We start from the raw sequence: 24,071 nt of genomic DNA, 5'->3' as shown, positions 1-24,071 counted from the left end.
GCAAAGTGTCGACCTGTAACAGGACATGACGCGGTCTTTCGGCATGTTGTTCAGGGTCGGTCTTACACCCTAAGTGCCGCGTCTGTGAACGGGCCGGTCTTACACCGAATTTGCCGAGCCCCCGCTGCCCGTCCAAAGCACCCTGAAATTGGCGCCAAGGCAGCGTAGGCCGTGGCCTGGCAGCTTTCGATAATCGCCTCCGACATCATGTCCCCGTTGCGGAGCGCACCATGCATAACAATAAGAAACTCCCCCTGCGTCTGTTGCCTGTGTTTCTCGTCGGCCTGGGCCTGAGCCCGTTCGCCAGCGCCGAAATCATGCTGTACGACAAAGACGAAACCACCTTCTCCACCGATGGCTACATCAACGCCTTCTACGTCAACAGCAACGTAGACCGCGCCGGTGACCAATACGACCGCCGCCAGGCCCGGGTGAAAATGGGCTTTTTGCCCAACTACCTGGGCTTCAACATGACCAAGCAGGCCGACGACCTCAAGCTCGGCGCCCGTGCCTCGTTCTGGGTGACCATCAACGACAGCCAGACCAACGGCACCGACACTGCCATCGATGTGCGCCAGTTCTACGGCACAGTGGCCAACCCGGAGTGGGGCGAAGTGCTGATCGGCAAGGACTTCGGCCTGTTCGCCCGCTCCAACATCCTGCTCGACGAATTGCTCGCGGGCTACGGCCAGGTCAGCGACAGCCTCGGCCTGGTCGACGGCGGCGGGGTTTCGTTCGGCAATATCGGCAGCGGCTATCCATACCCGTTCCCGACCTCGCAGATCACCTACCGCACCCCGGTGATGGACGGCCTGCGTGTTGCCGTCGGCATCCTCGACCCGGTCGATACCAACGACAGCAGCCCCCAAGGCAAGGCCTACCAGAAAAACCCGCGTACCGAGAGCGAGATCACCTACCAGTTCGACCTGGGCGGGGCGAAGATCTACAGCTGGCTCAACGGCAGCTACCAGACTTCGGACAACACCGATTCCAACGTCGACAGCGTCACCTCCAAAGGCGTGGGCTACGGCGTGCAGGCGAAAATGGGCGGCCTGTCCCTGACCGGCTCGGGCTTCCAGGCCAAGGGCATCAACCCGTTCTTCACCAACAATGCCGGCGAAGCGACCCTGCGCAATGTCGACAGCAACGGCTACCTGCTGCAGGGTTCCTACAAATTGGGCAAGAACCGCCTGGCGCTGTCGTATGGCAAGACCAAGGACGACGGCAACGGCGTGGTGGGCAGCGGCGCCGACTATGACACCCGCGGCATTGCGCTGTTTCACGACGTGAACGACAACCTGAAGCTGGTCGCTGAATACAACCAGTTCCAGATCAAGGGGCATGACACCAGCGCCCAAAATGAAGACACCGACACCTTCGCCGTCGGTGCCGTGCTCACCTGGTAAAACCTGACTGCCCTGGTCTTTAAGTGGTACACGGTCAAAATGTGGGAGGGGGCTTGCCCCCGATAGCGGTGGTTCAGTTGGCTCATTTGTAGCTGATCCACCGCCATCGGGAGCAAGCTCCCTCCCACCTTTGATCACCTGCATCCTGAACGTCTCATCCCATCGCATCCCCCCACCCAGTACCCAAGTAGCATAGGTTCCGCCCCCCCAGCCTTCGTACACTCATGCCTCAGAGCGGAGAGTCGACGATGCACAACCATGAAGGCGTAGTCAGTGCCATGTCTCTGGCCACCGATGCCGGGCAGGCCGCCGAAGAATTGGCCGAGCAACTGCTGCATCCGTACCTGGGCTTCGTGCTGTTTTTCTGCTCGGCTTCCTACGACCTGCAGGCGCTCGGCCAAGCCCTGCAACGTTGTTTCGGCAATGTGCGCCTCGTCGGTTGCACCAGCGCCGGCGAGATCACACCCCAAGGCTACGGGCGCAATTGCGTGACGGCGATGGGCTTTAACCACGCGCATTTTTCGATTGCCACCGAACTGATCGACCAGGTGGAACACTTCAGCCTGATCGACGCCCAGCACATGGTCGAACGCCTGGTGGGCGGCTGTCGCAGCAACACCCTGGCGCCGATCAAGGGCAACACCTTCGCCCTGACCTTGCTCGACGGCCTGTCCAGCCGTGAAGAAATGGTGCTCGCGGCCCTCAGCGCGGCGCTCGGCGATATCCCGCATTTCGGCGGCTCGGCCGGCGACGACAACTACCTCACGCACACCCACGTGTATTTCAACGGTGTGTTCCACAGCGGCGCGGCCGTGGTGGTGCTGGTCAATACCTGGCTGGACTTCGAGGTGTTCACCACCCACCACATTCTGCCGCGTGCGGAAAAACTCGTGGTGACCGGCGCCGACAGCCCGTCGCGGCGGGTGTTCGAGCTCAACGCCGAGCCCGCCGCGGAGGAGTACGCGCGGCACATCGGCGTGGCCGTGGCCGACCTCGACCACCGCGTCTTCGCCGCGCACCCGCTGGCGGTACGTATCCACGACCAGTACTACGTCAGGGCGATCCAGCAGGTGCATGACGACCTGAGCCTGAGTTTCTACTGCGCCGTGGAAAACGGCATCGTCCTCACGGTGATGACACCCGGGCCGATCCTGCCGAACCTGGTAACCCTGTTCGACGGCCTGCAATCGCGCCTCGGCGAGCTGCTGCTGACCATTGGCTGCGACTGCTTCCTGCGCCGCCTGGAGCTGGAAGACAGCGGCACCCTGGAGCAGATCGGCGGCTTCCTGCGCGACCAGCGGGTGATGGGGTTCAACACCTACGGAGAACAGTTCAATGGCATGCATATCAACCAGACCTTCACCGGCGTCGCCATTGCCCGAGGGCGAGCCCCAGGATCGCAATGAACTGTTGGCCGAGCTGGCGCGGCTACGCCTGGACAACTACAAGCTGACGCGGATCAACGCGGCGCTGATCGAGCGCATCGAGTCCGGGGTGACCCAGGGCAACGACCCCTACACCACGTTCCAGCACTCGGTGGTGCTCGCCGAACAAGTGCGCGAGCGCACCGACGCACTGAACCAGGCGATGGCCGAACTGCGCGCCAGCAACCACTTGCTGATCAACGCCCGCCTGCGCGCCGAAACCCTGCGCCGCGAACAGGCCGCGGCGCAAAAGGCGCAGGAGAGCGAGCGCTGGATTCGCCTGATCACCGACCATGTGCCAGCGCTGATCGGCTACCTGAATGCCGACCTGGTGTATGAGTTCACCAACAAGGTCTATGAAGAATGGTACTGCTGGCCGCGGGGCATGATGCTCGGCCAGAGCCTGCGCGAAGTCCACAGCGAACAACACTGTCAGCGCCTGGATGCCTACGTCTCGCGGGCGCTGGCGGGGGAGAGCGTGACCTTCGAATTCGCCGAAACCAACATCAACAACCAGGAGCGCTACATGCTGCGCTCCTACGTGCCCAACCGCCTGGCCAGTGGCGAAGTGGTGGGGATCTTTGTGCTGATCCGCGACATCACCGAGCGCCGGCGCACCGCCGAAGCCTTGCACCAGGCCTATCAGAACCTGGAGCTGCGCGTCGCCCAGCGCACCTCGGAACTGACCTCGCTGAACGACCAGTTGCTGCGCGAAATCGACGAACGCCGCCGCGTGGAATCGCGCCTGCGCGAAGCCAAGCTCGAAGCCGAGCAGGCCAACCTGTCGAAAACCAAATTCCTCGCCGCCGTCAGCCACGACCTGTTGCAGCCGCTGAACGCCGCGCGCCTGTTCACCGGCGCCTTGCTTGAACGCCGCGAACCCCAGGCCAATGAAACCCTGGTGCGCAACGTGAGCAACTCGCTGGAAGACGTGGAAAACCTGTTGGGCACCCTGGTCGATATTTCCAAGCTGGATGCCGGGGTGATCAAAGCCGATATCGCCCCGTTCGCCCTCAGCGAGCTGCTCGACAACCTCGCCGTCGAATTCACCCAACTGGCGCGCAGCGAAGGCCTGGAGTTGCACTTCGTCGGCTGCTCGGCGCTGGTGCGCAGCGATATCCAGCTGCTGGCGCGGATTCTGCGCAACCTGCTGAGCAATGCGATTCGCTACACCTACTCGGGGCGCGTGGTGCTGGGCTGCCGCCGCCAGCACCAGCGCTTGTCGATCCAGGTCTGGGACAGCGGCATGGGCATTGCCGAAGATCGCCTGGAGGAAATTTTCCAGGAGTTCAAGCGCGGCGATGTGCAGCGGCGCGACCAGGATCGCGGGTTGGGCCTGGGCCTGGCCATCGTGGAAAAAATCGCCGGCATTCTCGGCCATCGCATCACCGTCAAGTCGTGGCCGGGCAAGGGCTCGATGTTCGCGGTGGACGTGCCCTTGAGCGCCACCGCGCCCAAATCGCTGCCGCAGCCGTCCATGAGCGAACCGATGCTGGAGCGCCTGCAAGGCGCGCGGGTGTGGGTGCTGGATAACGACGCGGCGATCTGCGCGGGAATGCGGACCTTGCTGGAAGGGTGGGGCTGCCGGGTGGTCACCGCGTTATCGGAACAAGACCTGGCGCGGCAGGTGGACAACTATCACGCCGAGGCCGACCTGCTGATCGCCGATTACCACCTGGACGATGAGCAGAACGGCGTCGACGCCGTGGCACGCATCAACGCCCGGCGCGCCAGCCCGATCCCGGCCATGATGATCACCGCCAATTACAGCAACGAACTGAAGCTGCAGATCCGCGAACTGGGGCACACCTTGATGCACAAGCCGGTGCGGCCGATGAAGCTCAAGACCGCGATGAGCCACCTCTTAGGCAAATGACCACCGAACGCTCCTCAAACAGCGATCAAACAGAGATCCAGAGATCCAGAGATCCAATAGAGATCCAATAGAGATCCAATAGAGATCCAATAGAGATCCAATAGAAATCCAATAGAAATCCAGAGGTCCAGAGATCAAATGGAGATCAAATGTGGGAGGGGGCTTGCCCCCGATAGCTGACTGTCAGTCACTGCACCTATAACTGATCCACCGCTATCGGGGGCAAGCCCCCTCCCACACAAGCCCCACACAAACCCCATCCCACAAGGGTTCTATGCGCTTTCCGAAAGATCAGCGCCGCAGATAAGAACCAAAATCAATATCCCCCGCGCTCAAAATCGCCTGCACCCGATTATGCACATTCAACTTGCGCAAAATCGCCGACACATGGGCCTTCACCGTGGTCTCGGCGATCTCCAGGGTGTAGGCAATCTGCTTGTTCGACTCGCCCTTGGTCATCCGCTCCAGCACCAGCAACTGCTTGCGGGTCAACGCCTGCAGCAATTCCGGAGCGAAGCCCGGGTTTTCGTTCAGGCGCCGGTGGGTGCCGGGTTTCTGGGTGCGGATGATATCCGGCGGCAGGTACACATTGCCGTTGAGAATCTGCTGGATCGCCTCGGTCATTTGCTGGCGCGGCGACGACTTGGTGATAAAACCGACGGCGCCATAGGTGATGGCCTGCAGCACGATTTGCTTGTCTTGCTCGGCGGACACGATCACCACCGGGATGGTCGGCGATTCGTTGCGCAGGTTGATCAGGCCATTGAGACCGTGCATGCCGGGCATGTTCAGGTCGAGCAGGATCAGATCGAGGTCGTCGTGTTCCTGGGTCAGCGCCAGGGCGCTGTCCAGATCGGCGGTCTCCATCACTTCGCTGCCGGGGAAACCATCGCTGATGACGTTATGAATCGCTTCGCGAAACAGTGGGTGATCATCGGCAATCAGGATTTTGTACATGGCCGTTCACCTTTCTTATTGTGGTTATTCAAATGGCTCGGGTTGCGCCACCGACACCGGCAGCTTCGCCGCTTCCCAGGCATCCAGGCCATCGCGATACCAATACACAGAGGTATAGCCCAGGTTGGCGGCACGTTTTACCGCGTTCCAACTCAGCCAGCAATCGGAGCGGCAATAGAAGACCAATGGTCGTGCCAGGTTGCCGCCGCTGTAGGTGTACAGGTGGCGCACGAAATAGCTTTGCCACTCCGGCGTGAGGTCGCCGTCGCCGGTGTTGGCCAGCCAACGGCTGCCGGGCAGGTTGGCGTGGGGCTGGTCTTCGATGAAGCGGCCTTGCAGCCACTGGCGGCGATACGTATCGATCAGCACCGGGGCTGGGGTTTGGGTCAGCAGGGCTTGCAGGGCAGGGGTGTCGATGATCGTCGCGCCCTGCACATGATCGGGCGTGGGGCTGCGATACAGGCTGATGCGATAGCCGTCGGCGGAAAATAATGCGGTATCGGCCTGTACGTTGGCGGCAAACAGGCACAGCAGCGCCAACAAGGGCAGTCGGGCAGGCAGCATGGCAGGGCGATCCTTATCGTTATGCGCCCATTACACGTGAGTCCCGAGCCCTTGGGAATGCGACGATAGACAGGAAAACCAGTACTAAAGTAGTAGTTTTTGCCGCCCTCAGCCTTTTTTGCGCAACGCCGCATGCTGGGGGTTGAAGGTCAGCACCGCCAACACCGCGAACAGTACGGTCAAGCCCAGGCACACCGCGAGGGCCAGGCCGGCGAAGCGTTCATACAGGGCAAAGCGCACCAGCTCGACGGCGTGGGTGAAGGGGTTGATTGCGCACAGCCAATACAACCACTCGCTGGAGTCGCGCATCTTCCACAACGGGTACAGCGCCGACGATATGAAAAACAGCGGGAAGATCACGAAATTCATCACCCCGGCAAAGTTCTCCAGTTGACGGATCGCGTTCGACAGCAGCAAACCCAGCGCGCTCAGCATCAAGGCCACCAGCAGCAAGGCCGGCAGGGCGATCAACAGCCCCATGACAGGCGGTTGCACGCCGTAGACCCAGGCGATCGCCAGGAACCCGTACACCTGCAACAGTGAAATCAGCGCGGTGGCGAGCAACTTGCTGCACAGCAAAAACGTGCGCGGCAGCGGGCTGGTCAGCAGCACGCGCATGCTGCCCATCTCGCGGTCGTAGACCATCGACAGCGAACCCTGCATGCCGTTGAACAGCAGGATCATGCAAGCCAGCCCCGGGATGATGTAGACCTCATAGGGAATGTAGGTGTCGTAGGGTTCGATCACCGAGATACCCAGCGCGGCGCGGAACCCGGCGGCGAACACCAGCAGCCACAACAGCGGGCGCACCAGGGCGCTGAGAAACCGCGTGCGCTGCAATACAAAGCGCAGCCACTCGCGCAGCACGATGCCGCGCAAGCATTGCCAGTAAGCGTTCATGCCGGGGCTCCCGTCGTTGTGGGGCGGGTCAGGCGCGCAAAGACGCTGCCGAGGTCGCCACCCTGTTCGAGGATCAGCGCATCGACCTGCCCGCTGGCCACCAAGCGGCCCTGGTGCAGGATCATCAACGCATCGTCGGGTTGCACTTCATCGAGCAGGTGGGTGGTCCACAGCACGCTGATGCCTTGCTCAAGGCACAGGTTGCGCACGTGCTGGTTCAGCGCCAGGCGGCTGGCGGGGTCGAGGCCGACGCTGGCTTCATCCAGCAGCAGCAAGCGCGGTTCATGCAACAACGCCCGGGCGATTTCCACGCGGCGCCGGTGCCCGCCGTTGAGCTCGCGGACTTTTTCGCGGCGCCGCTCGGTGAGGGCCTGGCGCGCCAGCTCGGCGGCGACGCGCACGTCGGTCTGGCGCCGCGACAAACCGTGCAGCGCGGCGTGATAACGCAGGTTCTGTTCGACGCTCAAGTCCAGGTCCAGGGTGCTTTGCTGGAACACCACCCCCAGTTGCGTGAGGGCTGCGCGCGGTGCATCGCGCAGGGAGTGGCCGCCGACGCGGATGTCGCCGCTTTGCAGGTCGTACAAGCGCGTGAGCAGGGCGATCAAGGTCGACTTGCCGGCGCCGTTGGGCCCCAGCAACGCGGCGAACCGCCCCGGTGCCAGGCTGAAGCTCACCTCGTGCAAAGCCTGGCGCGCGCCATAGGCGAAGCTCAGGTCGCGCACCTCCAGGGCGTTCATGGCGTGACCACCACGCCCCATGGATAACGCCCGACCTTCACCGACTTGAGCACCTTGAGGCTGTCCACATCGATCACCGACACGTCGCCGCTGACGCCATTGGTGGCCAGCAACTGTTTTTCGTCCGGGGTAAATGCCATCTGCCACACGCGGCGGCCTACCAGCAGGTAGTCGAGGATCTCGAAGGTCTTGGCGTCGATCACTGCCACATGGTTGGCCGGGCCCAGGGCGACAAAGGCGTACTTGCCGTCGGAACTGAGCTTGATCCCCACCGGCTGCACCTTGTCCGGGTGGACGCCCTTGATCTTGAACGTCAGGGTTTTGAGGATCGCGCGGCTGGCCACATCGAGAATGGTCACGGTGCCGCCGATCTCCGCCGAGGCCCACAGCTGCGAGCCATCGTGGTTGAACTCGACGAAGCGCGGGCGCTGGTCCACCAGGGTGCTGTCGACCAGGGTCTGGGTGCTGGTGTCGATCCAGTGCAGCATGTTCGTGGTTTCGCTGGTGTTCACCGCCCACTTGCCGTCCGGGCTCACGGCCATGCCTTCGGGCTCTACGCCGACGTTGATCTGGCCTAGCACCTTGGAGGTCTCGGTGTCGATCACGGTGACCAGTGCATCGTCTTCGTTGGACACATACAGCCAGCGGTCATTGGGGTGCAGGGCGAACTGCTCGGGGTCTTTGCCGGAGGGCAGCTCCTTGATGATCTTGCGCGTGGCCACGTCCATCACCTGCACGCGGTCCGAGTCGCTGGCGCAGATGTACAGCAGCTTTTTGTCATGGGACAGCAGCAGGCCCCGCGGGCGCTGGCCGACCTTGAGCGTGTCGGTGACTTGCAGGGTCTGCATGTCGATCAGGCTGAGGGTGTTGTCTTTCTCGTTGGAGACCCAGGCGGTGCTGGCCACGGCGTGCCCGGCGGCAAGCAGCAGGGCGCATGAGAGCAGGGTGCGGCGCATGGCGGATTCCTTATTATTGTGAGTAGGGGAGCGATCAAGGGAAGCGGCAGGTCACCTCGGGTTTGTCGTAGCCCAGGCTGTCCATTTCGTTGAAAGGATGCAGGAAACCGTCCTGAGGCGAGGTGCTGACCAGGGCGCGGGGTTGCACGATGGGGATCGGTTGGCGCAGTTGGCCGTTCCACGGGCGATAGCTGAGCTTGCGGCCCTTGAAGCCGTCCAGCGGCAGTTGCTCGCTGATCTCCAGTTGGCGGATGGTCATCGGGTCGACCTGGCGCAGCTTGTTCACCGCACTGGCAACGCTGCGCACGGCCATCCAGGCGGCGAAGTCGCGGTCGTTCATCCAGCGCCCGGCCAGGGCCTCGAAGCGTTTTTGCAATTGCGCGGCGCCGTAGGTTTCGACGGTCTTGTGCCAGCCGGTGGGCGTCAGGCCCTGGGTGCCGGCGACGGGGCGCGGGTACCAGGTCTGGTAGGGCACGTACTCGCCGAAGTCGCCGCGCTCGTCCGCCACCAGCACCACGTCGTATTCGGCGGTCTGGGTGAACAGCGGCATGTCTGCCTGGGCGCTGCGGCGTTGGTCGTTATCGAAGCGCCAGGCTTTCTCCGCCACCAGATGCACGCCGAAGCGCTTGGCGGCGCGGCGCAGGGCGGCGGCGTAGGCCTGGTCATCCTCGGTGGGGCCGACGATCAGCAGCGCCTTCTGCCATTTGCGCACCACCAGAAATTGCGCCAGGGCATCGGCGAGCATGGCGCGGCTGGGCAGCGTGTGCAGCACGTTGCCCAGGCAGTCGGTGCTGCGCAGGCTGTCATCGGGGCTGCCGGCGTTGAACAGCAGGCTGTCGGGCAGGGCCGCGCTGAGCTGGCGCAGGCTGGCGGCGGGGGCGTTGACCACGAACAGGCGCAGGCCCTGGTCGTGCTGGGCCTGGGCGGCGGCGAGCAGGGCGTCGGGGCTGTCCACCGTGGCGCTGGTCAGGCTGTAGCGTTGGTTGAGAAAGGCGCCGGTGCTGTTGCTGTCGATGATCGCCAGTTCCGCACCGCGTTGCCCGGCGTCGGTGGGCTCGGGGATCACATTCGACAGCAGCGGCCCAGGGTCGGGCCGATAGCCCAGGTAGCCGATCTGCACCGCCAACGGCGCCTCGGCGGCCTGGCTGGCAGTGGCCACCCCGGCGGCGCAGGCAATCGCCAGCAGGTAGAGCACGGCGTAGGGGGCGAGCTGGCGCATAAGGCACTCCATGTCAGGTAGCGCCAGCATAGGAAGCCTTATGTCTGCTGCAAATATGCAGAAAGTACCGCTGAGCCAGTACCAAGGTAGTAGCCCCGCGCAGGTGACGCGGTCTTAGCATGGGTTACCCCCACCGTGTCCATCCGGGAGATGAACGATCATGCAAATCCTCAAGGCGCTGCTTTTGCCGTTCCTGCTGATCGTGAGCCTGATCGGCGTCGACAAGCTGCACGCACCACGCCCGGCGCTGAGCGTGCCCGCCGGCGTGGCGCACTAGGTATGTCGGCACTGTGGCGCATCAACCTGTGGGTGTGCGGTTTCTTCGCTTTGGTCACCTGCGCCTGCACCGCGCTGTTGCTGCATCAGGCCCTGACGGATGTGGAGCGTGAGCTGCAATCGGCCGAAGCGGTGGTGCATTACCTCAGCGCAACCGCCGAGCGCGACCCGGCCAGCCTGCAACCGCATCTCACCGCCAGCCTGCGCCATGTGCGCGTGCATTGGCTGGCCCCCGACGAGACCTTGCCGGCGCCGCTGCCGTCCGGCCTGGACGCCTGGCTCGGGCGCCTGCTGTTTGCCGAGGCGCGGCGCAGTGCCCAGGTGCTGGACCTGCCGGACGGCCGACGCGTGTCCATCGCCGTCGACCCGCGGGATGAGATCGATGAAGTCTGGGACTCCCTGCAACAACTGTTGAGCCTGTGCGCCCTGGCCCTGGCCCTGAGCCTGCTGACCATCCGCTGGGCGGTGCGCCGTGGCATGGGCGTACTCGACGAACTGCTGCGCGCCTTGCAACAGGTGTGCGCCGGCCAGCTCAATGTGCGCCTGCGCAGCGCAGGATCACCCGAAGCGCGGCAACTGGCGCTGCATTTCAACCGCATGACCGACGCCCTGGAGCAGGCGCACACCGACAATACCCAACTGACCCAGACCCTGATGGCGGTGCAAGAGCAGGAGCGCAACCACCTGGCCCAGACCCTGCACGATGACCTCGGCCAATACCTGGCCGGCATTCGCGCCCAGGCCTGCCTGTTGCGTCTGGTCACCGACCAACCGCAATTGCTCGCGCGCACGGTGGCGCAACTGGAGGATCACTGCGATCACTTGCAGCAAGGCTTTCGCGCACTGGTCCACGACCTGTACCCGGTGGCCCTGCAGCACCTGCCGCTGGCCGAGGCGTTCGCGATGCTGGTGACGCAGTGGCAGGCCAGCCATGGCATCGATTGCCGGCTGCGGGTCAGCGCGGACCTGCCGGCGTTGTCCGGGGCGAGCAAGACGCACCTCTATCGCCTGCTGCAGGAAGCCCTGACCAATATCGTGCGGCATGCCGATGCCAGCCAGGTGCGCGTGCGCCTGCATCGTCACGGTTCGCGCCTGCGCCTGTGGGTGCGCGATAACGGTTGCGGCGCGCAAACGCCGCAGCGTCCCGGCGTCGGCCTGTATTCGATGTACGAACGCGCGCGCTGCCTGGGCGGCGAACTGACAATCCTCAGCCACCCCGGCGCCGGTTGGGCGCTGGCGTTGAACATGCCATTGGAGGCCTCATGAATATTCTGTTGGTGGACGACCATGCGGTGGTGCGCCAAGGCTATGCCAGCCTGTTGCGTGCACTGTTGCCGGCCATCGAAGTGCGCGAAGCGGCCAGCGGCGAAGAGGCCTTGAGCCGGGTCCAGGAAGCACTGCCGCATTTGGTGATCATGGACTTCGGCCTGCCCGGCATCAGCGGCCTGGAAACCACGCGCCGCCTGCGCCAGCGCCTGCCGCAACTGCGCGTGCTGTTCTTCAGCATGCACGACGAACTGCCGTTGGTGCGCCAGGCCCTGGAAGCCGGCGCCTCGGGCTACCTGACCAAAAGCTCGGCGCCCGAGGTGCTGATCGAAGCAGTGCGGCGCGTCCTCGACGGCCACGCCTATATCGAACAGTCCCTCGCCACCCAACTGGCCTACACGCCAAGCGACCAACGCTTGCAAGGCATGACACCGCGTGAGCTGGAGATTTTCCTGATGCTGGCCAGAGGCACGCCGACCCGAGTGATTGCCGACCAGTTGAATATCAGCAGCAAGACCGTGTCCAACCACCTGACCCTGCTCAAGAGCAAATTGCAGGTCAGTTCCCATGCCGAACTGGTCCACCTGGGAATCGACCTCGGCGTGGTGCGCGTAGCGGGCTGATCCCCCCATGTACCCCTGTTACCACTGTAGGAGCGAGCTTGCTCGCGAAAACCGTCAACGATAACGCAAAAAACCTGACCCCCCGCAGCGCTCTCGGGTTTTTCGCGAGCAAGCTCGCTCCTACAAAAGTTACCGGTCAGTGCCCATACCTAGCGCGGCACCTAGACCCCACTGTAGGAGCGAGCTTGCTCGCGAAAACCGTCAACGATAACGCGAAAAACCTGACCCCCCGCAGCGCTCTCGGGTTTTTCGCGAGCAAGCTCGCTCCTACAAAAGTTACCGGTCAGTGCCCATGCCTAGCGGGGCACCTAGACCCCACTGTAGGAGCGAGCTTGCTCGCGAAGACCGTCAACGATAACGCGAAAAACCAGACCCCCCGCAGCGCTCCCGGGTTTTTCGCGAGCAAGCTCGCTCCTACAAAAGTTACCGGTCAGTGCCCATGCCTAGCGCGGGCACCTAGACCCCACTGTAGGAGCGAGCTTGCTCGCGAAAACCGTCAACGATAACGCGAAAAACCAGCCCCCCCGCGGCGCTCCCGGGTTTTTCGCGAGCAAGCTCGCTCCTACAAAAGTTACCGGTCAGTGCCCACGCCTAGCGCGGCACCTAGACCCCATTGTAGGAGCGAGCTTGCTCGCGAAAACCGTCAACGATAACGCGAAAAACCAGCCCCCCCCGCGGCGCTCCCGGGTTTTTCGCGAGCAAGCTCGCTCCTACAAAAGTTACCGCTCAGTGCCCATGCCTAGCGCGGGCACCTAGACCCCACTGTAGGAGCGAGCTTGCTCGCGAAAACCGTCAACGATAACGCAAAAAACCAGACCCCCCGCGGCGGTCTCGGGTTTTTCGCGAGCAAGCTCGCTCCTACAAAAGCTACCGGTCCGTGCCCATGCCTAGCGCGGGCACCTAGACCCCACTGTAGGAGCGAGCTTGCTCGCGAAGACCGTCAACGATAACGCGAAAAACCAGCCCCCCCGCGGCGCTCCCGGGTTTTTCGCGAGCAAGCTCGCTCCTACAAAAGTTACCGGTCAGTGCCCATGCCTAGCGCGGGCACCTAGACCCCACTGTAGGAGCGAGCTTGCTCGCGAAGACCGTCAACGATAACGCGAAAAACCAGACCCCCCGCGGCGGTCCCGGGTTTTTCGCGAGCAAGCTCGCTCCTACAAAAGTTACCGGTCCGTGCCCATGCCTAGCGGGGGCACCTAGACCCCACTGTAGGAGCGAGCTTGCTCGCGAAAACCGTCAACGATAACGCGAAAAACCAGCCCCCCCGCGGCGCTCCCGGGTTTTTCGCGAGCAAGCTCGCTCCTACAAAAGTTACCGGTCAGTGCCCATGCCTAGCGGGGCACCTAGACCCCACTGTAGGAGCGAGCTTGCTCGCGAAAACCGTCAACGATAACGCGAAAAACCAGACCCCCCGCAGCGCTCTCGGGTTTTTCGCGAGCAAGCTCGCTCCTACAAAAGTTACCGGTCCGTGCCCATGCCTAGCGGGGCACCTAGACCCGACTGTAGGAGCGAGCTCGCTCGCGAAGACCGTCAACGATAACGCGAAAAACCAGACCCCCCGCAGCGGTCTCGGGTTTTTCGCGAGCAAGCTCGCTCCTACAAGAGTTACCGATCAGTGCCCATGCCTAGCGCGGGCACCTAGACCCCACTGTAGGAGCGAGCTTGCTCGCGAAGACCGTCAACGATAACGCGAAAAACCTGACCCCCCGCGGCGGTCTCGGGTTTTTCGCGAGCAAGCTCGCTCCTACATTCAAATGGCGGTGTGCTAACGATTCCAGGTGGTGGGGCAGTCCTTGCAGCCTTCCATGTTCGCATCCTGGAAATTCGCATAATGCTGCCGCGCGCCCGTGAGGACCGCGCTTTCCAGGTTGCTCTCACCGAACTTGGCCTCTTGCAGATTCGCATCGCTCAGATCCGCCCCTCGCAGGTCGGCCTTGCTCAGCCAGGTCATTTCCAGGTCGGCGGCGCGCAGGTTGGCCTTGCGCATTTTTGCCCCGGACAGCCGCGCGAATTGCAGGTAGGCCGCGCTCAGGTTGGCGTTTTCAAACTGCGCTCCCTGGGCGAACAGGCCCCAACCCTGGATCGCCATCAGCGTGGCACCGGTGAAATCGGCCAGGCGCAGGTTGCTTTGTTGCAGGCTGGCGCGGGTCAGGTTGGCGCCCTGCAACTGGGCTTTTTCCAGGTTGGCCAGGTCGAGGTTGGCGTGGCGCAAGTCCGCATCGCGCAGGTCGGCGCCGGCCAGGTTCATTTTGCTGAGGTCCTGGTTGCTCAGGTTGGCGCCCCTGAGGTTGGCGCCGGGGCATTGGCTGTGTTCGGCGAGGGTGCAGCCGTTGATGACCAGCGGGGTGTCGTCGCCGTCATCGGCGTGGGCCAGGGGCAGGGCGAGCAGGAGTAACAAGGGCAGATAGTTCATCTTGGAACCTCCAGACGAAGCAACCCCGTGACGTAGCAGCTGTCGAGCGCCAGCTGCTACGACGGGGCTGGGGACGGGTTATTTTTGGGCGGTCTTGTTATCCCAGCTCGGGATCTTGAACACCCAGAACGACCCACCCTGTGCCACCGGCTTGGTCAGCTCGGCCATGTCGCCGCCCCACAACGGCACCGCGCCGCCATAGCCGACGGTGACGCCGATGTACTGCTCGCCATCCTGTTCCCAGGTGATCGGCGGCGAGACGATGCCGCTGCCGGTCTGGAACTTCCACAGCTCCTTGCCGGTTTTCGCGTCGAAGGCCTTGAAGAAACCGTCGCCGGTGCCGGTGAACACCAGGTTGCCCTTGGTCGCCAGTACGCCGGCCCACAGTGGCAGGGCTTCCTTGTGCTCCCACACCACCTTGCCGGTGGTCGGGTTCATCGCCCGCAGCGTACCGACGTGGTCGTCATACATGCGCTTGATGCGGAAACCCATGCCCAGGTACGCCGAGCCCTTCTTGTAGTTGACCTCTTCGGTCCAGTATTCCTCTTTCCATTGGTTGCCCGGGATGTAGAACAGGCCGGTGTCCTGGCTGTAGGCCATGGGGTTCCAGTTCTTGCCGCCGAGGAACGGTGGCGAGACTTCCACCGGCTTGCCCTTGGTTTCACCGGGCAACGGTTTGGCCGGACGCTGGCCCGGGTTTTCCACCGGACGACCGGTCTTCAGGTCGATATGGCTGGCCCAGGTGATGTTGTCGACGAACGGGAAGGCGTTCTGCAGCTTGCCGTTATTGCGGTCGACCACGTAGAAGAACCCGTTGCGGTCGGCGTGACCGGTGGCCTTGACCACTTTGCCGTCCTTGTCCTTGTAGTCGAACAGCACCAGCTCGTTGTTGCCGGAGAAGTCCCAGGCATCGTTCGGGGTGTGCTGGTAGAACCATTTCACTTCGCCGGTGCTCGGGTCGACACCGACCTGGCCCGAGGTGTAGAGGCTGTCGAAGTCGTGCGGGTTGCCGTCCTTGGACGTGCGCGCCCAGGTGTTCCACGGGCCGGGGTTGCCGGCGCCGACGATGATGGTGTTGGTCTCGGCATCGAAACTCGCGCTCTGCCAAGGTGCGCCGCCGCCGTGGCTCCAGGCCTCGACCTTGCCGGTTTCGGTGGTTGGGTCATCCGGCCACGACGGCGCTTTGACGTCGCCGGTCGGGGTGCTGTCCTTGCCGTTCAGGCGGCCCATGTGGCCTTCGACGAACGGGCGCATCCACACTTCTTCGCCGGTGTCCGGGTCGCGCGCATACAGCTGGCCGACCACGCCGAACTCATCGCCGGAGCTGCCATGGATCAGCAGCACCTTGCCGCTGACCTTGTCTTTGATCAGCACCGGGGCGCCGGTCATGGTGTAACCGGCGGCGTGGTCGCCGAACTTCTTGTTCCACACCACTTTGCCGGTGTTCTTGTCGAGGGCGATCAGGCGCGCGTCGAGGGTGCCGAAGTAGATCTTGTCGCCGAAGATCGCCGCGCCGCGGTTGACCACGTCACAGCACGGGCGGATGTTTTCGGGCAGGCGGTGGTTGTAGGTCCACAGGCGTTTGCCGGTCTTCGCGTCGAGGGCGAACACGCGGGAGTAGGAGCCGGTGACGTAGACCACGCCGTCGCTGACGATGGCCTGGGATTCCTGGCCGCGCTGCTTCTCATCGCCGAACGAGTACGACCAGGCCGGGGTGAGCTTGAACACGTTCTTGTCGTTGACCTGGGCCAGCGGGCTCCAGCGCTGGGCGTTGGTGCCCATGCCGTATTGCAGCACGTCCTTGGTGCTCAGGTGGTCGTTGGCGATGTCTTCCCAGGTGACGTTGCGCGTCGCCTTTGCGGTGGACGGCGCGGCAGGGTCGGCGGCGGCGAAGCTGGCCGCACTCAAGGACAGGCTGCCGACCAGCAGGAAAGCCTGCACGGCAAGGCTCAGCGGCGAACGGGCGGGTAGCGATCTTATTATCATGGTTGCAGTTCCCAGTGGAGGTTTTGGCCTGCACAGGGTGGAGCGCCAGGGCGCTGCGCGGATACGGAAAAAGTCCCGCTGTTGCCGGGAAGACTTCCCGAGGCGCCGCTGTTTTAGGCGTGCCCCACAAGCCCTACTACCAAGGGAGGACAAGCCGGCCACCAAAGCAGCATACGGCCTATGCCCCAGGGTTTCTAAGATGGTTGCCATAACCTCTGCAATGAGGTTTTGCGTGCAATCCTGAGGGCAAAAATAATGACAACAAAACGCAATGCCTTGCTCGTCGCCGGGCTGTTGGCCGGTGTGATCGGTGCAGGCTCGGCCTGGGCCCACGGCAACGTGGTCCCGCAAGCAGTGGAAACCAAGGGCCTGACCTCGATCAAGGACGCCGGCGTGCCGGTCGACGAGGACGGCTGGGCGGCAGTGAACCCTTACCGCACGTCGCCTGAACACGACCGAGCCCTGGAAATCGGTTCGTCCGCCTACAATCAGAACTGCGCCGCCTGCCACGGCCTGGAAGCCAAGTCCGGCGGCATCGCCCCCGACTTGCGCATGCTGGATGTGGGCGAGGCCGGTGATGAGTGGTTTGTGCAGCGCGTGCGTCACGGCGCGGTGCGCGACGGCCGGGTATATATGCCGAAAATGGCCGATTACCTGAGCCAGGAAGCCTTGTGGGCGGTACGCACCTACCTGGACAGCGTTCACGTCGAGGAGTAAGCCATGCGCCTGTTCGCTTATGTGCTCGGCCTGGCCCTGCTGTGTTGCCAGACGGCACAGGCGCAGGTGCGCAGCTATGACCAGATGATCGCCGCCGGTGAGTTGAAAGTGGCGGTGTACAAGGACTTTGCCCCCTACAGTTTCGAAGACGGTGCCACCCCGCGCGGGGTCGACGTGGAGCTGGCCGAGGCCCTGGCCAAGGCGCTGGGGGTGCAGCTCAAATTGATCTGGGCGCCGGCCGGAGAAAAACTCGACGACGACCTGCGCGACTACATCTGGCGCGGCAGCCAGTTGCATAACCAGCAACTGGCCGACCTGATGATGCGCGCACCCTACGACCACGACTACGCGCAAAGGCGTAACGATCAGGGCGAACTGGAAAACGGCCATGTGGTGATGTTCGGGCCGTACCAGAACGAACAATGGCAGGTGGCCTACGACCGCCGCCGCCTGGACAAGGTCGCCAGCGTGGCGGTGTTCGAGGAGCACCCGATCGGCGTCGAAGTCGACAGCGTGCCGTCGTTCTACCTGACCTCGGTGTTCAACGGCATGCTCGCCCGCCAGACCCATCACTACCCCGGTGTACCCCAGGCGTTCGCGGCGATGAAGGCCGGTGAAGTCGACGCGGTGATGGCGATGCGCGGCGAGATCGACTGGCAGGTGCATCAAGCACGCGATCCGCAACTGGCCCTGGCGCAAAACGCTTACCCGAACATGGGCCGGCAGCGCTGGGAGATCGGCATGGCGGTACACGAAAGCAATCGCCAGTTGGCCTATGCGGTGGAAGAGGCGCTGGAAGGCCTGATCCGCGACGGTTCGCTGCAAACCATCTACAGCCATTACGGCCTGCAGTACGAAGTGCCCGAAATGTACCAATAGGAGCAGGCGATGAACTGGCGACTGAACTGCATGTTGGCCTGCTGGTTACCGTTGGCGGCCCACGCCGTGGCCGTCGAACCGGGCACGGACCCGGTGCCGTCGGTGATGTGGGCGTTCTACCACAAGCAGTTGCTGGCCGATGCGCCGTTCGTGTTCGATGAGCGGGTCAAGCTGCTGGCGCCGCCGTTCGCCGAAGATGCGCGCCAGGTGCCCCTGGAAATCGACGCGCGGGCGTTCAAGGGGCACGTGGTAAAGATCCTCGCCTGGGCCGAACTCAACCCGTTGCCCAGGATTGTCGATTTTCAGCCCAAGGCCGGGGTGTTGCCCTGGCTGTCGATCCGTATCCGCATCGAACAGGCCACGCCCCTGCGTGCGGCGGTGCTCACCGATGACGGGCTGTGGCACGTCGGCTCGACCCTGATCGACGCGGCCGGCGGCGGCTGCACCGCGCCCAGCGTGGTCCGCACCCAGCCGGGTTGGGAAGAGCATATCGGCGAAGTCCTCGGCGGGCGTTACCCACGCGGCGAATTCAGCCGGGTACGCGTGCAGGTGGCGCACCCGATGGATAACGGCATGGTCAGCGGCATCCCCGAGTTCTATCTCAACCACGCGCAACTGCGTGGCCAGGACGGCCAGGTGCTGGCCGAGCTGGTGCTGTTCCCGGCGGTCAGCGAAAACCCCAACCTGGCCTTTGACATCGACGCACCCGGGCCGACGCGCCTGGTGCTGCGCGACAACAGCGGCAATGAATTCGACGCAGCCATTCCCTGACCAGAAGGAGCGCGGCATGCGCTGGATTCTATTGTTGTGCCTGAGCTTGAGCCTGCCCGCCGTGGCCGACCTCGACTACGCCCTCAAGCCACGACTGATCGCCGACGACACCTGGCTGCTGGAAGGCAGCACCGACAATTTCGCCAAGGACAACGGCGGCAATATCGTCAATACCGCGTTCATCGTCACCGAGACCGGCGTGGTGGTGATCGACACCGGGCCGTCGCGGCGCTACGGCGAAGCCCTGCGCCGGGCGATCGCCAGCGTCACCGACAAACCGGTGATCCAGGTGCTGCTGACCCACCACCACCCCGACCATGCGCTGGGCAACCAGGCCTTCAAGGACGTGCCCATCGGCGCCCTGGCCGGCACCACGCGCCTGCTGCATGAGCAGGGCGACGGCATGGCGGAAAACCTCTACCGCATGGTCGGCGACTGGATGCGCGGCACCGAAGTGCAATTGCCCACGCAAGTGCTCGAACCCGGTGGGCTCAGCTTTGGCCGCCACGACCTGCGCCTGCTTGCGCTGACCGGCCACACCGACGTCGACCTGGCCATCCTCGACCAGACTACCGGCGTGCTGTTTGCCGGCGACCTGGTGTTCTACCAACGCGCCCTCACCACCCCCAACAGCCCCGGGCTGGCGGCGTGGCTGGCGGACATCGACACCCTGCAGGCCTTGCCCTGGACCCTGGTCGTGCCCGGCCATGGCCCGGTGGCCAACGATGCACAGCCGTTCGCGCAGATGCGCGACTACCTGACCTGGCTCGACCAACTGCTGCGCGACGGCGCCGCCCACGGCAGCGACATGGCCGAGATGATCCGCAGCCCCATCCCCGAGCGCTTCGCCGCGATCAACCTGAGCCGCTATGAACTGATCCGTAGTGTCAGCCACCTGTACCCGCGTTACGAGCGCGAGCAGATGCAGCGCGTGGATTCGGCGCGCTGACGGACCGGACCCGCTACTAAGGAACTAGCAATCTCGATACTGCGGTCAATTGTGACAACCGCCCCTGCGCCCAAGAATCTGTACCAGACCGGGAAAATTTCCCGGGTATAACAAAAAACCGCAGAGGTAGCCGTCATGACCCAACCCGCACGCCGCCAACCCTTCGCCTTGAGTGTGTTGCTCGGTGCCATTCTGTTATCCGGCCAGGCCATGGCGGCCGTGACCGATCAGGAGATTCTCCAGGACCCGAAAAACCCCGGGCAGATCGTCACCAACGGTCTGGGCGTCCAAGGCCAGCGCTATAGCCCGCTCGATACCCTGAATGTGGACAACGTCAAGGACCTGCGCCCGGTCTGGGCGTTCTCCTTTGGCGGCGAGAAACAGCGCGGCCAGCAGGCGCAGCCGATGATCAAGGACGGGGTGATGTACCTCACCGGGTCCTACTCGCGGGTGTTCGCGGTGGACGCACGCACCGGCAAGAAGCTCTGGCAGTACGATGCGCGTCTGCCCGATGACATCCGCCCGTGCTGTGACGTGATCAACCGCGGCGTGGCGCTGTACGGCGACCTGGTGTTCTTCGGCACCCTCGACGCCAAGCTGGTGGCCCTGAACAAAGACACCGGCAAAGTGGTGTGGAGCAAGAAAGTCGCCGACCACAAGGAAGGCTACTCGATCAGCGCCGCGCCCCTAGTGATCAACGGCAAGCTGATTACCGGCGTGGCCGGCGGCGAATTCGGCGTGGTGGGCAAGATCGAAGCCTACGACCCGAAAAACGGTGACCTGCTGTGGACCCGTCCGACTGTCGAAGGTCACATGGGCTACGTCTACAAGGACGGTAAAGCCGTGGAAAACGGCATTTCCGGCGGCGAGGCGGGCAAGACCTGGCCTGGCGACTTGTGGAAAACCGGCGGCGCGGCACCGTGGCTGGGCGGCTACTACGACCCGGAAACCAACCTGCTGCTGTTCGGCACCGGCAACCCGGCACCGTGGAACTCGCACCTGCGCCCTGGCGACAACCTCTACTCGTCCTCGCGTCTGGCGCTGAACCCGGATGACGGCACCATCAAGTGGCACTTCCAGACCACGCCCCATGACGGCTGGGACTACGACGGCGTGAACGAACTGGTCTCCTTCAACTACACCGAAGGCGGCAAAGAGATCAAAGCGGCGGCCACCGCCGACCGTAACGGCTTCTTCTACGTGCTCGACCGCACCAACGGCAAGTTCATCCGCGGCTTCCCGTTCGTCGACAAGATCACCTGGGCCACCGGCCTGGATAAAGACGGTCGGCCGATCTACAACGAAGCCAGCCGCCCCGGCGCGCCAGGCAGCGAAGCCAAGGGCACTTCGGTGTTCGTCGCCCCGGCGTTCCTCGGCGCGAAAAACTGGATGCCGATGGCCTATAACCGCGACACCGGGTTGTTCTACGTGCCGTCCAACGAATGGGGCATGGACATGTGGAACGAAGGCATCACCTACAAAAAAGGTGCGGCGTTCCTCGGTGCGGGCTTCACCATTAAGCCGTTGAACGAAGACTACATCGGCGTGCTGCGCGCCATCGACCCGAAAACCGGCAAGGAAGTCTGGCGCCACAAGAACTTCGCGCCGCTGTGGGGCGGGGTCCTGACCACCAAGGGCAACCTGGTGTTCACCGGTACGCCGGAAGGCTTCCTGCAGGCGTTCAACGCCAAGACCGGCGAGAAGGTCTGGGAATTCCAGACCGGCTCCGGCGTGCTCGGCTCGCCTGTGACCTGGGAAATGGACGGCGAACAGTACGTCTCGGTGCTCTCCGGCTGGGGCGGCGCGGTGCCGTTGTGGGGCGGTGAAGTGGCCAAACGCATCAAGGACTTCAACCAGGGCGGCATGCTCTGGACCTTCAAATTGCCTAAAGAACTGGTCGCCAAACACTGAATCTACGACCAAATGACAAGAGCCCTCCTGCCAACGGCGCATTCGCCCGGCAGCGGGGGCTCTTTACTATCGGGTCATCGCCTGTTGACCGACAGGCCCGGACCCAGACAGAGGCTTTAACATGATCTACGCACAACCTGGCACCCCTGGCGCCATCGTCAGCTTCAAGTCACGCTACGGCAACTTCATCGGCGGCGAATTCGTCGCGCCGATCAGCGGTGAATACTTTACCAACACCTCGCCGGTGACCGGTGAAGTGATCGCCGAATTCCCGCGTTCCAACGCCGCCGACATCGACAAGGCCCTCGACGCGGCCCACGCCGCCGCCGACGCCTGGGGCAAGACCTCGGCCCAGGATCGCGCCCTGGTGCTGCTGAAAATCGCCGACCGCATCGAACAGAACCTCGAAGTGCTGGCCGTCACCGAAAGCTGGGACAACGGCAAAGCCGTGCGTGAAACCCTCAACGCCGACGTGCCGCTGGCCGCCGACCACTTCCGTTACTTCGCCGGCTGCATCCGCGCCCAGGAAGGCGGCGCCGCCGAGATCAACGAACACACCGCCGCCTACCACTTCCACGAGCCGCTGGGTGTGGTCGGGCAGATCATTCCGTGGAACTTCCCACTGCTGATGGCCGCCTGGAAACTCGCCCCGGCCCTGGCCGCCGGTAACTGCATCGTGCTCAAGCCGGCCGAGCAGACGCCGCTGTCGATCATGGTGTTTGCCGAGCTGATCAACGACCTGCTGCCAGCGGGCGTGCTGAACATCGTCCAGGGCTTTGGCCGTGAAGCCGGCGAAGCGCTGGCCACCAGCAAGCGCATCGCCAAGATCGCCTTTACCGGCTCTACCCCAATCGGCGCGCACATCATGCATTGCGCGGCCGAGAACATCATTCCGTCGACCGTGGAGCTGGGCGGCAAGTCGCCGAACATCTTCTTCGAAGACATCATGAACGCGGAGCCGCAGTTCATCGAAAAGGCCGCCGAAGGCCTGGTGCTGGCGTTCTTCAACCAGGGCGAAGTGTGCACCTGCCCGTCGCGGGCGCTGGTGCAGGAGTCGATCTACGACGACTTCATGAAAGTGGTGATGAAAAAGATCGTCAAGATCAAGCGCGGCAACCCGCTGGACACCGAAACCATGGTCGGCGCCCAGGCGTCCGAGCAGCAATACGACAAGATCCTGTCCTACCTCAAAATCGCCCAGGAAGAGGGCGCCGAACTGCTCACCGGCGGCGCGGCCGAGCGTTTGGAGGGTGACCTGTCCAGCGGTTACTACATCCAGCCGACCCTGCTCAAGGGCCATAACAAAATGCGCGTGTTCCAGGAAGAAATCTTCGGCCCGGTGGTGGGTATCACCACCTTCAAGGACGAAGCCGAAGCCCTGGCCATTGCCAACGACAGCGAGTTCGGCCTGGGTGCCGGCCTGTGGACCCGCGACATCAACCGCGCCTACCGCATGGGCCGGGCGATCAAGGCCGGCCGCGTGTGGACCAACTGCTACCACCTGTACCCGGCGCACGCTGCGTTTGGCGGCTACAAAAAGTCCGGCGTGGGGCGTGAGAACCACAAGATGATGCTCGATCACTACCAACAGACCAAGAACCTGCTGGTGAGCTACGACATCAACCCACTGGGCTTCTTCTAACCCCGACTTGAAATGCAACCTAATGTGGGAGGGGGCTTGCCCCCGATAGCGATGGATCAGTCATGCATGTCTTGGCTGACAAGCCGCCATCGGGGGCAAGCCCCCTCCCACATTTTGATCGGCGTACACCCGTTCCGGCACAGCAAGAGGGCTTTGCCTGTTGGATCACTACCTGCCGACCAACCCCCTGGGCTTCTTCTAGCCTCGACTTGAAATGCAACCCAATGTGGGAGGGGGCTTGCCCCCGATAGCGGTGGATCAGTCATGCATGTCTTGGCTGACAAGCCGCCATCGGGGGCAAGCCCCCTCCCACATTTTGATCGGCGTACACCCGTTCCGGCACAGCAAGAGGGCTTTGCCTGTTGGATCACTACCTGCCGACCAACCCCCTGGGCCTCTTCTAACCCCGACTTGAAATGCAACCAACTGTGGGAGGGGGCTTGCCCCCGATAGCGATGGCTCAGTCAGGTATGTATTGGCTGACACACTGCCATCGGGGGCTTGCCCCCTCCCACATTTTGATCGGCGTACACCCGTTCCGGCACAGCAAGAGGGCTTTGCCTGTTGGATCACTACCTGCAGACCAAGCCCCTGGGCCT

19 protein-coding genes are annotated in these 24,071 nt (G+C 63.4%); 11 read left to right on the top strand and 8 right to left on the bottom strand.

Annotated elements, in window-relative coordinates; translation table 11 throughout:
- Positions 1–230 precede the first annotated feature (230 nt).
- From PverR02_RS20360 to PverR02_RS20350, 3 genes are all read left to right on the top strand, one after another.
- Positions 231–1,406 carry a porin gene (locus PverR02_RS20360; RefSeq protein ID WP_017847495.1) on the top strand — a complete coding sequence of 392 codons (1,176 nt, stop codon included), beginning with the start codon at positions 231–233 and terminating at the stop codon, positions 1,404–1,406.
- A gap of 248 nt (positions 1,407–1,654) precedes the next feature.
- On the top strand, positions 1,655–2,812 hold the full coding sequence (gene nosP, locus PverR02_RS20355) for a nitric oxide-sensing protein NosP (protein WP_079444259.1): 1,158 nt from the start codon (positions 1,655–1,657) through the stop codon (positions 2,810–2,812).
- On the top strand, positions 2,742–4,706 hold the full coding sequence (locus PverR02_RS20350) for a PAS domain-containing hybrid sensor histidine kinase/response regulator (protein ID WP_079444258.1): 1,965 nt from the start codon (positions 2,742–2,744) through the stop codon (positions 4,704–4,706). The genes nosP and PverR02_RS20350 overlap by 71 nt, the downstream gene beginning before the upstream one ends.
- A gap of 291 nt (positions 4,707–4,997) precedes the next feature.
- Here PverR02_RS20350 and PverR02_RS20345 read toward each other — a convergent pair whose 3' ends face one another.
- The 6 genes from PverR02_RS20345 to PverR02_RS20320 form a co-directional block, all read right to left on the bottom strand.
- A complete protein-coding gene (locus tag PverR02_RS20345) occupies positions 4,998–5,663 on the bottom strand; it encodes a response regulator transcription factor (RefSeq protein WP_017847492.1) in 666 nt (221 codons plus the stop codon).
- A gap of 24 nt (positions 5,664–5,687) precedes the next feature.
- Positions 5,688–6,227 (bottom strand): PQQ-dependent catabolism-associated CXXCW motif protein, encoded by a 540-nt coding sequence (locus PverR02_RS20340; protein WP_046382809.1) that lies wholly within the window; start codon positions 6,225–6,227, stop codon positions 5,688–5,690.
- A 108-nt stretch (positions 6,228–6,335) separates the two neighbouring features.
- Positions 6,336–7,127: an ABC transporter permease gene (locus tag PverR02_RS20335; protein ID WP_057005597.1), complete on the bottom strand. Its 792-nt coding sequence runs from the start codon at positions 7,125–7,127 to the stop codon at positions 6,336–6,338.
- The gene (locus PverR02_RS20330; RefSeq protein WP_017847489.1) at positions 7,124–7,864 is read right to left on the bottom strand and encodes an ABC transporter ATP-binding protein; all 741 of its coding nucleotides are present in this window, start codon (positions 7,862–7,864) and stop codon (positions 7,124–7,126) included. Before PverR02_RS20330 ends, PverR02_RS20335 begins: the two co-directional genes overlap by 4 nt.
- A complete protein-coding gene (locus tag PverR02_RS20325; RefSeq protein WP_017847488.1) occupies positions 7,861–8,820 on the bottom strand; it encodes a YVTN family beta-propeller repeat protein in 960 nt (319 codons plus the stop codon). Before PverR02_RS20325 ends, PverR02_RS20330 begins: the two co-directional genes overlap by 4 nt.
- Positions 8,821–8,854: 34 nt before the next feature.
- A complete protein-coding gene (locus tag PverR02_RS20320; protein ID WP_079444257.1) occupies positions 8,855–10,039 on the bottom strand; it encodes an ABC transporter substrate-binding protein in 1,185 nt (394 codons plus the stop codon).
- Between the two features lie 279 nt (positions 10,040–10,318).
- Here PverR02_RS20320 and PverR02_RS20315 point away from each other — a divergent pair, with 279 nt between their 5' ends.
- Together PverR02_RS20315 and PverR02_RS20310 are read left to right on the top strand one after the other, a co-directional pair.
- Positions 10,319–11,581: a HAMP domain-containing sensor histidine kinase gene (locus tag PverR02_RS20315; RefSeq protein WP_079444256.1), complete on the top strand. Its 1,263-nt coding sequence runs from the start codon at positions 10,319–10,321 to the stop codon at positions 11,579–11,581.
- Positions 11,578–12,204, top strand: a complete 627-nt coding sequence (locus PverR02_RS20310; RefSeq protein WP_017847484.1) for a response regulator transcription factor — start codon at positions 11,578–11,580, stop codon at positions 12,202–12,204. Before PverR02_RS20315 ends, PverR02_RS20310 begins: the two co-directional genes overlap by 4 nt.
- A gap of 1,765 nt (positions 12,205–13,969) precedes the next feature.
- Here PverR02_RS20310 and PverR02_RS20300 read toward each other — a convergent pair.
- Positions 13,970–14,617, bottom strand: coding sequence for a pentapeptide repeat-containing protein (locus PverR02_RS20300; protein ID WP_079444254.1), 648 nt, complete (start codon positions 14,615–14,617; stop codon positions 13,970–13,972).
- Between the two features lie 78 nt (positions 14,618–14,695).
- The gene (gene exaA / locus PverR02_RS20295; RefSeq protein ID WP_079444253.1) at positions 14,696–16,603 is read right to left on the bottom strand and encodes a quinoprotein ethanol dehydrogenase; all 1,908 of its coding nucleotides are present in this window, start codon (positions 16,601–16,603) and stop codon (positions 14,696–14,698) included.
- Positions 16,604–16,858: 255 nt separating this feature from the next.
- Here exaA and pedF point away from each other — a divergent pair, with 255 nt between their 5' ends.
- From pedF to exaC, 6 genes are all read left to right on the top strand, one after another.
- A complete protein-coding gene (gene pedF, locus PverR02_RS20290; protein ID WP_017847481.1) occupies positions 16,859–17,320 on the top strand; it encodes a cytochrome c-550 PedF in 462 nt (153 codons plus the stop codon).
- Positions 17,321–17,323: 3 nt separating this feature from the next.
- Positions 17,324–18,199, top strand: a complete 876-nt coding sequence (locus tag PverR02_RS20285; RefSeq protein ID WP_079444252.1) for a substrate-binding periplasmic protein — start codon at positions 17,324–17,326, stop codon at positions 18,197–18,199.
- Positions 18,200–18,208: 9 nt separating this feature from the next.
- A complete protein-coding gene (locus PverR02_RS20280) occupies positions 18,209–18,970 on the top strand; it encodes a quinoprotein dehydrogenase-associated SoxYZ-like carrier (protein WP_079444251.1) in 762 nt (253 codons plus the stop codon).
- 16 nt (positions 18,971–18,986) lie between these two features.
- The gene (locus PverR02_RS20275; RefSeq protein ID WP_079444250.1) at positions 18,987–19,919 is read left to right on the top strand and encodes a quinoprotein relay system zinc metallohydrolase 1; all 933 of its coding nucleotides are present in this window, start codon (positions 18,987–18,989) and stop codon (positions 19,917–19,919) included.
- A 135-nt stretch (positions 19,920–20,054) separates the two neighbouring features.
- Complete coding sequence (locus PverR02_RS20270; protein WP_046382819.1) at positions 20,055–21,830, top strand: PQQ-dependent methanol/ethanol family dehydrogenase; 1,776 nt, start codon at positions 20,055–20,057, stop codon at positions 21,828–21,830.
- A 121-nt stretch (positions 21,831–21,951) separates the two neighbouring features.
- Positions 21,952–23,472, top strand: coding sequence for an acetaldehyde dehydrogenase ExaC (gene exaC, locus PverR02_RS20265; protein ID WP_017847476.1), 1,521 nt, complete (start codon positions 21,952–21,954; stop codon positions 23,470–23,472).
- The last annotated feature ends 599 nt before the right edge of the window (positions 23,473–24,071 follow it).

It is taken from the genome of Pseudomonas veronii, assembly GCF_002028325.1.
Taxonomy (GTDB): Bacteria; Pseudomonadota; Gammaproteobacteria; order Pseudomonadales; family Pseudomonadaceae; genus Aquipseudomonas; species Aquipseudomonas veronii.
This window is presented reverse-complemented; position numbering and strand designations above follow the sequence as displayed.